We start from the raw sequence: 14,358 nt of genomic DNA on the forward strand, positions 1-14,358 counted from the left end.
AACGAGTGTCTCTGATCGCTTCTGACCACTTCCGCATCGTTGTCGGCCTCGGCAAGAGCGGCATGTCCCTGGTTCGCTTCCTGGCGAACCGGGGCGTGTCGTTTGCTGTCGCCGATACGCGGGAAAATCCACCGGAACTGGCCACGCTCAAGCGTGACTATCCGCACGTGGAAGTGCGTTGTGGCGAGCTGGACGTCGAATTCCTGTGCCGTGCCGACGAGCTCTACGTGAGCCCCGGCCTGGCGTTGGCGACCCCGGCCCTGCAGGCTGCCGCCGCCCGTGGCGTGAAATTGTCCGGCGACATCGAGCTGTTCGCGCGCAACGCGAAAGCGCCGATTGTCGCCATCAGCGGCTCCAATGCGAAAAGCACTGTTACCACCCTGGTCGGCGAGATGGCCGCTGCGGCCGGCAAGCGTGTCGCTGTCGGCGGTAATCTCGGTACGCCAGCGCTGGATTTGCTCAGCGATGACGTCGAGTTGTACGTGATGGAACTGTCGAGCTTCCAGCTCGAAACCACCGATCAACTCAACGCCGAAGTGGCGACCGTGCTCAACATCAGCGAAGACCACATGGACCGCTACAGCGGTCTGCCGGCCTATCACCTGGCCAAGCACCGGATCTTCCGGGGCGCCAGGCAGTTTGTGGTCAACCGTCAAGACGCCCTGAGCCGTCCGCTGATGGGTGAAGGCCAACCGTGCTGGACCTTCGGTCTGAACAAGCCCGATTTCAAAGCCTTTGGTATCCGGGAAGAGGGCGGCGAGAAATACCTGGCCTTCGAATTCCAGAACCTGATGCCGGTGCGCGAGTTGAAAGTTCGTGGCGCGCATAACCAGTCCAACGCGCTGGCGGCATTGGCGCTCGGCCACGCCGTCGGCCTGCCGTTCGACGCCATGCTTTCGGCCCTGCGCAATTTCGCCGGGCTCGAGCATCGCTGCCAATGGGTGCGTGACCTGGACGGCGTAGGCTATTACAACGATTCCAAAGCCACCAACGTCGGCGCCGCTCTAGCCGCTATCGAAGGCCTGGGCGCGGACATTGGCGGCAAGCTCGTACTGATCGCCGGTGGCGATGGCAAGGGTGCAGAGTTCAAGGATATGCGTGACCCGGTGGCGGCCAACTGCCGCGCCGTCATTTTGATGGGGCGTGATTCCGACAAGATCGGTGAGGCCATTGGCGATGCCGTACCACTGATTCGCGTGGGTTCGCTGGTTGAAGCCGTCGAGCAATGCCGCGCCGTCGCAGAAAAGGGCGACGCGGTGCTGCTGTCGCCGGCCTGCGCCAGTTTCGACATGTTCAAGAACTACGAAGACCGTGGTCACCAGTTCGTCCGCGCCGTGGAGGATCTGGCATGAGCTTGAGAAACATCATCAAGCCGTACCCGTCGCCGATCATCACCGGGCGCGGTATCGACCTCGACTTCCCGATGCTCGCCGGCTGCCTGGCATTGATCGGCCTCGGGCTGGTCATGATTGCATCGGCCTCGACCGAAGTGGCGGCGGTGCAGTCGGGCAGTGCCCTGTATTACATGATTCGCCACCTTATCTACATTGTGCTGGGCCTGGGTGCCTGCATCGTCACGATGATGATTCCGATCGCCACCTGGCAGCGCCTGGGCTGGCTGATGCTGATTGGTGCGTTCGGTTTGCTGGTGATGGTGATCATCCCGGGGATCGGCCGTGAAGTGAACGGTTCGATGCGCTGGATCGGCTTCAGTTTCTTCAACGTTCAGCCTTCCGAGATCGCCAAGGTGTTCGTGGTGATCTACCTCGCCGGTTATTTGGTGCGTCGCCAGAAAGAAGTGCGTGAAAGCTGGATGGGCTTCTTCAAGCCGTTCATCGTTCTGCTGCCGATGGCGGGGCTGTTGCTGATGGAGCCGGACTTCGGTGCCACCGTCGTGATGATGGGGGCCGCAGCGGCGATGCTGTTCCTCGGCGGGGTCGGGCTGTTCCGTTTTTCCTTGATGGTTGTCCTGGCGGTCGCGGCGGTGGTGCTGTTGATTCAAGTGCAGCCGTATCGAATGGCGCGCCTGACCAACTTTGCGGATCCGTGGGCCGACCAGTTCGGTGCTGGCTATCAGTTGTCTCAGGCGTTGATCGCGTTTGGTCGCGGCGAATGGCTGGGCGTTGGCCTGGGCAACAGCGTGCAGAAACAGTTCTACCTGCCGGAAGCCCACACCGACTTCGTGTTCTCGGTCCTGGCCGAAGAGCTGGGTGCCGTGGGTTCTTTGTGCACGGTAGCGTTGTTCGTCTTTGTTTGTATTCGTGGCATGTACATCGGTTATTGGGCAGAGAAGGCCAAGCAATTCTTCGCCGCCTACATCGCGTACGGCCTGTCGTTCCTGTGGATCGGCCAGTTCCTGATCAACATCGGGGTGAACGTCGGCCTGTTGCCAACCAAAGGTCTGACCCTGCCGTTCCTCAGTTATGGCGGCAGTTCGTTGGTGATCTGCGGTGCGTGTCTCGGCTTGTTATTGCGCATCGAGTGGGAGAGTCGAACCCACCTGGGCAGCGAAGAGATGGAATTCCATGAGAGCGACTTCGCCGAGGAGCCGAGCCATGGGCGCTAATGTATTGATCATGGCCGGCGGTACCGGAGGGCACGTGTTCCCGGCACTGGCCTGTGCTCGCGAATTCCAGGCCCGTGGTTATACCGTGCACTGGCTCGGCACGCCCCGCGGGATCGAAAACGATCTGGTGCCGGCGGCCGGTCTTGAGCTGCATCGGATCAACGCCAGCGGTTTGCGCGGCAAGGGCAAATTGTCCCTGCTCAAGGCGCCGTTCATGTTGTTCAAGTCGATCTGGCAGGCCCGGGCGATCATTCGCCAGCTACGGCCGGTCTGTGTGGTCGGCTTTGGTGGTTATGTGACCGGCCCCGGTGGCGTTGCAGCCAGACTGGCCGGCGTGCCGGTCATCGTTCACGAGCAGAACGCCGTGGCCGGTACCGCCAATCGGTTGCTGGTGCCGTTGGCCGCCCGAGTCTGTGAAGCGTTCCCCGACACCTTTACCCTGTCGGACAGCCGTCGGACCACCGGTAACCCGGTGCGCACCGAGCTGTTCCTCGAAACACCGCGACCTGCCCTGGCCGGTCGCAAGGCGCGTTTGCTGATCCTGGGTGGAAGCCTGGGCGCAGAGCCGTTGAACAAGTTGCTGCCTGAAGCCTTGTCGCAAGTCGCCCCCGACCTGCGCCCGGACGTGTTTCATCAGGCCGGCAAAAACCACGATGAAGTGACTGCAGAGCGCTATCGCGCGGCTGGCGTCGAGGCGCAAGTGCAGCCTTTCATCAAAGACATGGCCCACGCCTATGGCTGGGCCGACCTGGTGGTGTGCCGCGCAGGCGCGCTGACCATCAGTGAACTGGCGGCCGCCGGTCTGCCCTCGATGCTGGTGCCTTTGCCCCACGCGATCGACGATCACCAGACCCGCAACGCCGATTATTTGGCCCGTGAAGGCGCTGCCTTCCTGATGCCGCAAAGAACGACTGGCGCAGCGGACCTTGCCGCTCGCCTGACAGAGGTCTTGATGCAACCGCAACGACTCAACGACATGGCCACCGCGGCACGCCGCCTGGCCAAACCCGATGCCACCCGTAACGTGGTCGATACCTGCCTGGAGGTGGCCCATGGTTGAGAACAAGAAAGCCATGCCCCAACCGGAAATGCGCCGCATCCGTCGCATCCACTTCGTCGGTATCGGCGGCGTGGGCATGTGCGGGATCGCCGAAGTGTTGTTGAACCTGGGCTATGAAGTGTCCGGTTCCGACCTGAAAGCTTCGCCGGTGACCGAGCGTCTCGAATCCTTCGGTGCCCACATCTATATCGGCCACCGTGCCGAGAACGCCGCGAACGCCGATGTGCTGGTCACCTCCAGCGCCGTGAACACCTCCAACCCGGAAGTCGCCACGGCCCTGGAGCGCCGGATTCCGGTGGTGCCGCGTGCCGAGATGCTGGCCGAGCTGATGCGCTACCGCCACGGCATTGCCGTCGCCGGTACCCACGGCAAAACCACCACCACCAGCCTGATCGCTTCGGTGTTCGCCGCCGGTGGCCTGGACCCGACGTTCGTGATCGGTGGCCGTCTGAATGCGGCGGGCACCAATGCCCAGCTCGGCACCAGCCGTTATCTGATCGCCGAAGCCGACGAAAGCGATGCCAGTTTCCTGCACTTGCAGCCGCTGGTGGCCGTGGTCACCAACATCGACGCCGACCACATGGCGACCTACGACGGTGACTTCAACAAACTGAAGAAAACCTTCGTCGAGTTCCTGCACAACCTGCCGTTCTACGGTCTGGCGGTGGTGTGCCTCGATGATCCGGTGGTGCGTGAAATTCTGCCATTGGTGAAGCGCCCGACGGTCACTTACGGTTTCGGCGAAGACGCCGACGTGCGTGCCATCAATGTGCGTCAGCAGGGCATGCAGACCTTCTTCACCGTGCTGCGCCCAGACCGCGAGCCGCTGGATGTGTCGGTGAACATGCCGGGTAACCACAACGTGCTGAACGCGTTGGCGACCATTTGCATCGCCACCGACGAAGGCGTCAGCGATGAAGCCATCGTCCAGGGCCTGTCCGGGTTCCAGGGTGTTGGCCGGCGCTTCCAGGTGTACGGCGAACTGCCGGTCGAAGGTGGCAACGTGATGCTGGTGGACGACTACGGTCACCACCCGACCGAAGTCGCGGCCGTGATCAAGGCCGTGCGCGGTGGCTGGCCGGAGCGCCGTCTGGTGATGGTCTACCAGCCGCACCGTTACAGCCGCACCCGCGACCTGTACGACGATTTCGTCAATGTGCTGGCCGACGCCAACGTGCTGCTGCTGATGGAAGTCTATCCGGCCGGTGAAGAGCCGATTCCGGGCGCCGACAGCCGCAAGCTGTGCAACAGCATTCGCCAGCGCGGTCAGCTCGACCCGATCTACATCGAGCGCGGCATCGACCTCGCGCCGATCGTCAAGCCGCTGCTGCGTGCCGGCGACATTCTGCTGTGCCAGGGCGCCGGTGATATCGGCGGCCTTGCACCCAAACTGTTGAACAGTCCGTTGTTCGCCGGGGCCGTTGCTGCGCCGGTAGAGGGGAAGTTGAAATGACTGCTGCTTACGCCAACCTCGTCTCCACTGTCGCGCCGAAAGATTTCGGTCGCGTTGCCGTGCTGTTTGGCGGCAAGAGTGCCGAGCGTGAAGTGTCCCTGAAATCGGGTAACGCGGTGCTCGAAGCACTGCAAAGCGCCGGCGTGGACGCGTTCGGTATTGACGTGGGCGATGACCTGCTGCAGCGCCTGCTGAACGAAAAAATCGACCGTGCCTTCATCATCCTCCACGGTCGTGGCGGTGAAGACGGCAGCATGCAGGGCCTGCTCGAATGCGCAGGGATTCCGTACACCGGCAGCGGTATTCTGGCCTCGGCCCTGGCCATGGACAAACTGCGCACCAAGCAAGTCTGGCACAGCCTCGGCATTCCGACGCCACGCCACGCGGTGCTGAGCTGCGAGGCCGATTGTATTTCGGCGGCCAAGGAACTGGGCTTCCCGTTGATCGTCAAACCGGCCCATGAAGGTTCCAGTATCGGGATGGCCAAAGTGACGTCCGCGCCCGAGTTGATCGAGGCGTGGAAAGCGGCCAGTACCTACGATTCGCAAGTGTTGGTCGAGCAATGGATTCACGGTCCGGAGTTCACCATCGCCACCCTGCGTGACCAGGTGCTGCCACCGATTGCCCTGGGCACGACGCACAGTTTCTACGACTACGACGCCAAGTACGTGGCCTCCGATACCCAGTACCGGATTCCGTGTGGCCTGGACAGCGACAAAGAAAAAGAACTCATGGACCTCACGGCCAAAGCCTGTGAGGCGCTGGGTATCGCCGGTTGGGGCAGGGCAGACGTGATGCAGGACGCCGACGGGCAGTTCTGGTTCCTGGAAGTCAACACCGCACCGGGCATGACCGATCACAGTCTGGTGCCGATGGCGGCCCGGGCTGCCGGCCTGGATTTCCAGCAACTGGTTCTGGCGATTCTGGCCGCAAGCATTGAGCCGCGAGGGTAAGACCATGCAAGGCGCACAGCTGAGACATCAGCCCTCCGCACCGCCCGGCCGCAAGCCGGTGCCGCGGGGTGCCAGCCGAATGGTGGCCAAAGAGCCGATGTCCGCGCGCCTGCCGAAAGCCAACTTTGGTTTTCTGAAAAGTCTGTTCTGGCCCGTGCTGCTGGTGGCGTTGGGGTTCGGTACTTACGAAGGCGCGCAGCGTTTGCTGCCGTACGCCGACCGGCCGATCACCAAGATCGCGGTGCAGGGCGACCTGAGTTACATCAGCCAGCAAGCGGTGCAGCAGCGGATCGCCCCCTACGTGGCGTCGAGTTTCTTCACCATTGACCTGGAGAGCATGCGTACCGAGCTTGAACAGATGCCATGGATTGCCCACGCCGAAGTGCGCAGGGTATGGCCGGATCAAGTAGTGATTCGCCTGGAAGAACAACTGCCGGTGGCCCGCTGGGGCGATGAGTCGCTGTTGAACAACCAGGGGCAGGCGTTCACCCCGCGCGAGCTGGCGAACTACGAACACTTGCCACAGTTGTTCGGCCCGCAGCGGGCCCAGCAGCAAGTGATGCAGCAATACCAGGTGCTGAGCCAGATGCTCAGGCCATTGGGTTTCTCGATTGCACGCCTGGAGTTGCGTGAACGAGGCAGCTGGTTCCTGACCACCGGTGCCGGAAGCGCGGGTCCGGGAATCGAACTGCTGCTGGGACGCGGCAACCTGGTGGAAAAGATGCGCCGCTTCATTGCCATCTATGACAAGACGCTCAAAGAGCAGATTACGAACATTGCGCGCATCGATCTGCGCTACGCCAACGGCCTCGCCGTTGGCTGGCGGGAACCTGTAGCGCCCACGACAGCCCAACCCGCTGTCGCGAAGAATTAAGAAGAGGCAGGACCCATGGCAAACGTGCAAAGCGGCAAAATGATCGTCGGTCTCGATATCGGTACCTCCAAGGTGGTGGCGCTGGTAGGCGAGGTCGCGGACGATGGCACGCTCGAAATCGTCGGGATCGGTACCCATCCGTCCCGCGGCCTGAAAAAAGGCGTAGTGGTGAACATCGAGTCCACCGTCCAGTCGATCCAGCGCGCTATCGAAGAAGCGCAGCTGATGGCCGGTTGCCGGATCCACTCGGCGTTCGTCGGCGTGGCCGGCAATCACATCCGCAGCCTGAACTCCCACGGTATCGTGGCGATCCGCGATCGCGAAGTCAGCTCCGCCGACCTTGAACGCGTCCTCGACGCCGCCCAGGCCGTGGCAATCCCGGCTGACCAGCGCGTGCTGCACACCCTGCCGCAGGATTATGTGATCGATAACCAGGAAGGCGTTCGCGAGCCGCTGGGCATGTCCGGCGTGCGTCTGGAAGCCAAGGTTCACGTGGTCACCTGTGCCGTCAACGCCGCGCAGAACATTGAAAAATGCGTGCGTCGCTGCGGCCTGGAAATCGACGACATCATTCTCGAACAGCTGGCGTCCGCGTATTCGGTCCTGACCGACGACGAGAAAGAGCTGGGCGTGTGCCTGGTGGACATCGGCGGCGGCACCACCGACATCGCGATCTTCACCGAAGGCGCGATCCGTCACACCGCGGTGATCCCGATTGCCGGCGATCAGGTGACCAACGACATCGCCATGGCGTTGCGCACCCCGACCCAATACGCCGAAGAAATCAAAATTCGCTACGCCTGCGCCCTGGCCAAACTGGCCGGCGCCGGTGAAACCATCAAGGTGCCGAGTGTTGGCGACCGTCCACCGCGCGAGCTGTCCCGTCAGGCCCTGGCCGAAGTGGTCGAGCCGCGTTACGACGAGCTGTTCACCCTGATCCAGGCTGAATTGCGTCGCAGCGGCTACGAAGACCTGATCCCGGCCGGCATCGTGCTGACCGGCGGTACGTCGAAGATGGAAGGCGCGGTTGAACTGGCCGAGGAGATCTTCCACATGCCGGTTCGCCTGGGCGTGCCCCATGGCGTCAAGGGCCTGGACGACGTGGTCCGCAACCCGATCTATTCCACCGGCGTTGGCCTGTTGATGTACGGCCTGCAGAAGCAGTCCGACGGGATTTCGTTCTCGGGCATCGGCAGCCGCGACAGCTACAGCAATGAAGAACCGAAAGCCGCTCTGCTCGATCGCATCAAGAGCTGGGTGCAAGGCAATTTCTAAAGCTTTACCGCAACACCGCTTCAAACAGCAGTAGGCGAAAAAACTAGAGAATGTAAGGAGAGGGAAAATGTTCGAACTCGTAGACAACATCCCCGCAAGCCCGGTAATTAAAGTTATCGGTGTTGGCGGTGGCGGCGGCAATGCTGTCAATCACATGGTCAAGAGCAACATTGAAGGCGTTGAGTTCATCTGCGCCAACACTGATGCCCAGGCGCTGAAAAGTATCGGCGCGCGGACCATCCTGCAACTGGGTACCGGCGTGACCAAAGGTCTGGGCGCTGGCGCCAACCCTGAAGTGGGTCGTCAGGCCGCTCTGGAAGACCGTGAGCGCATTGCCGAAGTCCTGCAGGGCACCAACATGGTGTTCATCACCACTGGCATGGGCGGTGGTACCGGTACCGGTGCTGCGCCAATCATTGCTGAAGTGGCCAAGGAAATGGGGATTCTCACCGTTGCGGTGGTGACCCGTCCGTTCCCGTTCGAAGGTCGCAAGCGCATGCAGATCGCCGACGAAGGTATTCGTCTGCTGTCCGAAAGCGTTGACTCGTTGATCACCATTCCCAACGAGAAGTTGCTGACCATCCTGGGTAAAGACGCAAGCCTCTTGTCGGCTTTCGCCAAGGCCGACGATGTATTGGCCGGTGCCGTTCGCGGTATCTCCGACATCATCAAGCGTCCGGGCATGATCAACGTCGACTTTGCCGACGTGCGTACCGTGATGAGCGAAATGGGCATGGCGATGATGGGCACTGGCTGCGCCAGCGGTCCGAACCGTGCACGCGAAGCCACCGAAGCGGCCATTCGCAACCCGTTGCTCGAAGACGTGAACCTGCAAGGTGCACGCGGCATCCTGGTGAACATCACCGCCGGTCCTGACCTGTCCCTGGGTGAGTACTCCGACGTGGGTAGCATCATCGAAGCCTTCGCTTCCGAGCACGCGATGGTCAAGGTCGGTACCGTTATCGATCCGGACATGCGCGACGAGCTGCATGTGACTGTTGTTGCCACGGGTCTTGGCGCTAAAATCGAGAAGCCTGTGAAGGTCATCGACAATACCGTTCACACCTCGATGGCTTCCCAGCCACAACAACAAGCCCCTGTTCGTCAGGAACAGCCTGCGGTGAACTACCGTGACCTGGACCGTCCGACCGTCATGCGCAACCAGGCTCAGGCCGGTGCTGCGACTGCCGCGAAGATGAACCCGCAAGATGACCTGGACTACCTGGACATCCCGGCTTTCCTGCGTCGTCAGGCCGATTGATGAAATGTATCAGGGGTATTCGGGTGATTGGTGTTCAGCAAAGGTCTGGTCTGCTATCATCGCCAGCCTTTGTTGATACCAGTTCGCAATTTGCGCTGAAGCGGCCCATGCCATGATTAAACAACGCACCCTGAAGAATATTATCCGTGCCACAGGTGTCGGCCTGCACTCCGGGGAGAAGGTCTACCTGACCCTCAAGCCAGCGCCTGTCGACACCGGCATTGTGTTTTGTCGTGCTGACCTCGACCCTGTGGTGCAGATTCCTGCCCGCGCGGAAAACGTTGGCGAAACCACTATGTCGACCACGCTTGTTAACGGTGACGTCAAAGTGGACACGGTGGAGCACCTGCTCTCGGCCATGGCTGGCCTGGGCATCGATAACGCCTACGTCGAGCTCTCCGCGTCCGAAGTCCCGATCATGGATGGTAGCGCTGGACCCTTCGTATTCCTGATTCAATCGGCCGGCCTGGAAGAACAGGACGCTGCCAAGAAGTTCATCCGGATCCTGCGGGAAGTGACAGTGGAAGACGGCGACAAACGCGCCACTTTCGTCCCTTTCGAAGGTTTCAAAGTGAGCTTCGAGATCGATTTCGATCACCCGGTTTTCCGTGACCGCACACAAAGTGCAAGCGTGGATTTTTCCAGCACTTCGTTCGTAAAAGAAGTCAGCCGCGCCCGTACCTTTGGTTTCATGAGTGACATCGAGTACCTGCGCAAGCACAACCTCGCACTCGGCGGCAGCGTTGAAAACGCTATTGTGGTCGACGCGGATGGTGTACTGAACGAAGACGGTCTTCGCTATGAAGACGAATTCGTGAAGCACAAGATCCTCGATGCAATTGGTGACCTCTACCTGCTGGGCAATAGCCTGATTGGTGAGTTCAAGGGCTTCAAGTCCGGACATGCATTGAACAACCAGCTGCTGCGCAAGTTGATTGAGCAGACAGATGCTTGGGAAGTCGTGACTTTCGAAGACGCCAGCACTGCACCGATCTCTTACATGCGTCCCGTTGCGGCCGTGTAAGCAAAAAACCTCTCTAGTTTTTAAAGGCTACCTTCGGGTGGCCTTTTTTTATTCCCCGGTTTTTTGTGGTGTCTGGGCTTGCTCGCGAAGAGGCCAGTCGATCCACTACAAATGGTCGCCGGCAACCACCCGATTCCGCCCGCCTTCCTTGGCCTGATACAGCGCCTTGTCCGCCGCAAACAGCAACTGCTCCAGGCTGATATCGGTCGCCGTGGTCCAGGTGCTGATACCGATACTGATAGTAATCGGCGACTCATCACCCCCCACCAATGGCAACTGCTCCACCGCCGCACGGATGTTTTCGGCAATCTGTTGCGCTCCGGTGCTGTCGGTTTCAGCCAGGATCACCGAAAACTCCTCGCCACCGTAGCGGGCCACCAGGTCCGCGGGCCGTCGAGCATGGGGGCTGATCACCTTGGCCACCGAGCGCAAGGCATCGTCGCCGCCCTGATGGCCATGGCGATCGTTGAACGCCTTGAAGTGATCGACATCGATCATCAGCACCGATAACGGCCGGCCGGAGCGTTGGGCACGAAACCATTCATGGCGCAGGGCCTGATCCAGGGCTCGGCGGTTGGCCAGACCGGTCAAGGGGTCGGTGGCGGCCAGTTGTGCCAGTTCCAGCTCGGCACTGTGGCGCCGGCGCAGTTCGCGGCAGAGCAACCCGGTCAGCCACAGCAGGCTGATGCACAGAGCAATGGTCGCAGCGCTGACCACCACTGCGGTGCGATTCCAGGCCGCAAAGACTTCATCACTGGACAGCGCAACAATGACGATCAACGGCAAGTTCCCAACCTTGGAGAAGGTATACAAGCGCTTGTCCTTGTGTCGATCGGACATGCTGGTGAAGCTGCCGTTGCCTTCCTTGACGATGCGCTGGAAATTGGGACGATTACTGAAGTCCTTGCCGATCAGCTCTTCGGCCAGGCGTGGTTGCTGGGCCAGAAGAATCCCGTCCTTGCTGATCAGGTTGACCGTACTGTCGTGACCGACGCTCAAACTGTTGAACAACTGATCGAAGTAACTCAAACGCATGGCGGCTTCGGCTACGCCCAGGAACTCACCCTGGGAGCCATTCACCCGGCGGCTGAAACTGATACGCCAATCCTGTTCTGGTGACCTGCCCCTGAACGGGCGGCTGATGAACATGCCTGGGTCCGGGTTGTTCACGTGGGACTGGAAGTATTCGCGCTCGGCATAGTTTCCCTGTCTGGGCTCCACCGCGGCCGAGTCGGCGATCACATCGCCCTTGTTGTCGAGCAACAAAATGTTGCCCTTGTACGGCGCGGCAGTGGCGCGGTCGAAATAGGCCAGATGGCGAATGACAGGGGAAACGCTCTTGAGGTCTTCACGCCGGGAGGCAGCGATCAAGCCCAGCAGGGTAATGTCATAGAGTTCGACATTGCGCAGCACATCGGCGTCGATCAATTGCACGATATTGTTGGCGGCGCGAGCGGCGGACAATTCGGCGTTTGCGCGTTCACGGATTAGCAGGAACGCGACGATGCTCAGTATTGCAATCACCAACAACACACTACTGAGAACCAGAAGCCGCTCCGACCGTGTCGAACGGATCGGATCACGGGATTTCGCACTGATCACACTCATGGTTCTGACTTCTGCAAATAAGGCGTTATGAAAGTGCTTTTACAAGAATCGGGCAGAGTCCCAGAAACCGGTCGCGTCCAGCGCGTCTGTATAAATCCCGGATAAAAAAAAGGCCAGCAAAACATGCTGGCCTTTTGCTAATTGAAGCTTAGAAGACATTCAGCGGGTAGTCGACAATTACCCGGTATTCATCCGTGTCGACATCCCGTGGCGAGGGGGCAAGCCCCTCGCCACAGGGTTCTGTGTGATTAGACCGGTAAATGAATGCCGAACGTATTCATCCCATGATCACTGCGCACAAACACATCCCCGCCATGCATCAGTGCAATCGCCTTGACGATTGCCAGCCCCAGGCCATGATTGTTGCCGCTGTTGCTGCGCGACGCATCGACCCGGTAAAAACGCTCGAACAGCCGCGGTAAATGCTCGCTGGCAATCGGCGACCCCGGGTTGGCGACGCCGATGCTGACTTGATGCTCTTCGACTTCGATCCGTACCTGAATCACTTGCCCAGGCCCTGTGTGCTGCACCGCATTGCTCAGCAAGTTGATCAACGCCCGGCGCAGATGAGCGATCTCGATTCGCACTTGCGCATCGCCACTGACCTCAACCTGAACCTGCGCATCCTCAAGGATGAAATCCAGGTACTCCAACGTTGTCGCCACTTCATCGGCCAGTGAAGTGGACGTCAGTTTGGTGGCCTTGCTGCCCTGGTCGGCGCTGGCGAGAAACAGCATGTCGTTGATGATCGAGCGCAGCCGTTCGAGCTCTTCGAGGTTCGATTGCAGCACTTCGAAATAATGCTCGGCTGAACGCCCGCGTGTCAGCGCAACCTGGGTCTGGCCGATCAAGTTGGTCAGCGGCGAGCGCAGTTCATGGGCCACGTCGGCGTTGAACGATTCCAGGCGCGAGTAAGCCTGTTCGACCCGCTCCAGGGTGGCGTTGAACGAATTGACGAACTGGTTCAATTCCGGTGGCAATGGCGACAATTGCAGGCGCCCGGACAGCCGTGGTGGCGTCAGGCGCTGGGCTTCCTGCGACAACTTGATCAGCGGCTTGAGGCCGATCCGCGCCACCCAGTAACCGAGTAGCGAGGCCAGCAACACCCCAATGATCGCCAGGCTGATCAGGGCGATCAGCAAATGGTGCTGCGTCTCGTAAAAGGTTTCGGTGTCGATGCCGATCATGAAGCGCAGCGGCGGACGCTGGTCCTTGGCCGGCAACTCGGTGACCAGCACTTTCAGCGGGTATGGATGGTCGGGCAACACCATGTCGCGCATGCCCAACGGGCCTTGGGCGAAAGCGCGGATCGGCGCGTCGGGTTGGCCGTATTCATAACCGGGATTGCCACTGACCACCCAAAAGCGAATGCGCTTGTCTTCTTCGCTCAGCAGCTTGAGCTTGGCGTTGATCTTCACCCAATGCTCGGGCGTGCCGTAACGGTTGAGGGCCGATTCGAGCACGCTATAACGGGCATCGAGCTCGGCTTCGGGCAACAGGCCCAAGCCCTTGTCGACCTGTTGATACAGCGCACCGCCGATCAACAGGAATACCAACAGCGCCACCAGCGTGAACATGCCGCTCAGGCGCAGCGCGATCGAGTTACTGGACACCACGGCTCTCCAGCACATAACCCATGCCACGAATGGTGTGCAGCAGTTTCTCGTCGAACGGCCCGTCGAGCTTGGCCCGCAGGCGTTTGATCGCGACTTCGACCACGTTGGCGTCGCTGTCGAAATTGATGTCCCAGACCATCTCGGCGATGGCGGTTTTCGAGAGGATTTCCCCTTGCCGCCGCGCCAGCACGCTGAGCAGCGAAAACTCCTTGGCGGTCAGGTCCAGGCGCGTGCCGGCGCGGGTGGCCTTGCGGCTGATCAAATCTATCCACAGGTCGGCGATGCTCACTTGCACCGGTTCATGGCCACCGCTGCGACGGGTCAGCGCTTGCAGGCGCGCCACCAGTTCGAGAAAGGAAAACGGTTTGCCGAGGTAATCGTCGGCGCCATCGCGCAGGCCTTTGATGCGGTCTTCAACCCGCTCGCGGGCGGTGAGCATGATCACCGGGGTTTGCTTGCGTGCCCGTAAGGCCCGCAACACGCCGAAACCGTCGAGGCCCGGCAGCATGACGTCGAGGACAATCACGGCGTAGTCGCTTTCCAGCGCCAGGTGCAGGCCTTCGACGCCATCGTGGGCCACGTCCACGGTGTAGCCCTGTTCCGTCAGGCCACGGTGCAGATAGTCCGCGGTTTTTTCTTCGTCTTCGATAATCAGAACGCGCATGACC

General features: G+C 60.6%; 12 protein-coding genes. 9 read left to right on the forward strand and 3 right to left on the reverse strand.

The annotated features are described in order from the left end of the window. Positions 1–5 precede the first annotated feature (5 nt). The 9 genes from murD (at position 6) to lpxC (ending at position 10,466) form a co-directional block, all read left to right on the forward strand. Entirely contained in the window at positions 6–1,352 is a 1,347-nt protein-coding gene (murD, locus tag LOY38_RS05530) for a UDP-N-acetylmuramoyl-L-alanine--D-glutamate ligase (RefSeq protein ID WP_258699146.1), read from the forward strand. Beyond that, positions 1,349–2,566, forward strand: a complete 1,218-nt coding sequence (gene ftsW / locus LOY38_RS05535; RefSeq protein ID WP_408980563.1) for a putative lipid II flippase FtsW — start codon at positions 1,349–1,351, stop codon at positions 2,564–2,566. Before murD ends, ftsW begins: the two co-directional genes overlap by 4 nt. Then, the gene (gene murG / locus LOY38_RS05540; RefSeq protein ID WP_258699147.1) at positions 2,556–3,626 is read left to right on the forward strand and encodes an undecaprenyldiphospho-muramoylpentapeptide beta-N-acetylglucosaminyltransferase; all 1,071 of its coding nucleotides are present in this window, start codon (positions 2,556–2,558) and stop codon (positions 3,624–3,626) included. Before ftsW ends, murG begins: the two co-directional genes overlap by 11 nt. Further along, positions 3,619–5,079 (forward strand): UDP-N-acetylmuramate--L-alanine ligase, encoded by a 1,461-nt coding sequence (gene murC, locus LOY38_RS05545; protein WP_258699148.1) that lies wholly within the window; start codon positions 3,619–3,621, stop codon positions 5,077–5,079. Before murG ends, murC begins: the two co-directional genes overlap by 8 nt. After that, positions 5,076–6,032 carry a D-alanine--D-alanine ligase gene (locus LOY38_RS05550; RefSeq protein WP_258699149.1) on the forward strand — a complete coding sequence of 319 codons (957 nt, stop codon included), beginning with the start codon at positions 5,076–5,078 and terminating at the stop codon, positions 6,030–6,032. The genes murC and LOY38_RS05550 overlap by 4 nt, the downstream gene beginning before the upstream one ends. 4 nt (positions 6,033–6,036) lie before the next feature. After that, a complete protein-coding gene (locus tag LOY38_RS05555) occupies positions 6,037–6,906 on the forward strand; it encodes a cell division protein FtsQ/DivIB (RefSeq protein ID WP_258699150.1) in 870 nt (289 codons plus the stop codon). 15 nt (positions 6,907–6,921) lie between these two features. Beyond that, positions 6,922–8,181 (forward strand): cell division protein FtsA, encoded by a 1,260-nt coding sequence (gene ftsA, locus LOY38_RS05560; protein ID WP_258699151.1) that lies wholly within the window; start codon positions 6,922–6,924, stop codon positions 8,179–8,181. A gap of 67 nt (positions 8,182–8,248) precedes the next feature. Then, positions 8,249–9,442 carry a cell division protein FtsZ gene (gene ftsZ / locus LOY38_RS05565; protein WP_007904318.1) on the forward strand — a complete coding sequence of 398 codons (1,194 nt, stop codon included), beginning with the start codon at positions 8,249–8,251 and terminating at the stop codon, positions 9,440–9,442. 112 nt (positions 9,443–9,554) lie between these two features. Next, positions 9,555–10,466, forward strand: coding sequence for a UDP-3-O-acyl-N-acetylglucosamine deacetylase (lpxC, locus tag LOY38_RS05570; RefSeq protein ID WP_007939852.1), 912 nt, complete (start codon positions 9,555–9,557; stop codon positions 10,464–10,466). 105 nt (positions 10,467–10,571) lie between these two features. Here the strand turns inward: lpxC and LOY38_RS05575 are convergent, their stop codons facing one another. The 3 genes from LOY38_RS05575 to LOY38_RS05585 form a co-directional block, all read right to left on the reverse strand. Next, entirely contained in the window at positions 10,572–12,074 is a 1,503-nt protein-coding gene (locus LOY38_RS05575; RefSeq protein WP_258699152.1) for a sensor domain-containing diguanylate cyclase, read from the reverse strand. Positions 12,075–12,322: 248 nt separating this feature from the next. Beyond that, the gene (locus LOY38_RS05580) at positions 12,323–13,687 is read right to left on the reverse strand and encodes a heavy metal sensor histidine kinase (RefSeq protein WP_258699153.1); all 1,365 of its coding nucleotides are present in this window, start codon (positions 13,685–13,687) and stop codon (positions 12,323–12,325) included. Further along, positions 13,677–14,354 (reverse strand): heavy metal response regulator transcription factor, encoded by a 678-nt coding sequence (locus tag LOY38_RS05585; RefSeq protein WP_258699154.1) that lies wholly within the window; start codon positions 14,352–14,354, stop codon positions 13,677–13,679. The genes LOY38_RS05580 and LOY38_RS05585 overlap by 11 nt, the downstream gene beginning before the upstream one ends. Between the last annotated feature and the right edge of the window lie 4 nt (positions 14,355–14,358).

The organism is Pseudomonas sp. B21-015, assembly GCF_024749285.1.
Taxonomy (GTDB): domain Bacteria; phylum Pseudomonadota; class Gammaproteobacteria; order Pseudomonadales; family Pseudomonadaceae; genus Aquipseudomonas.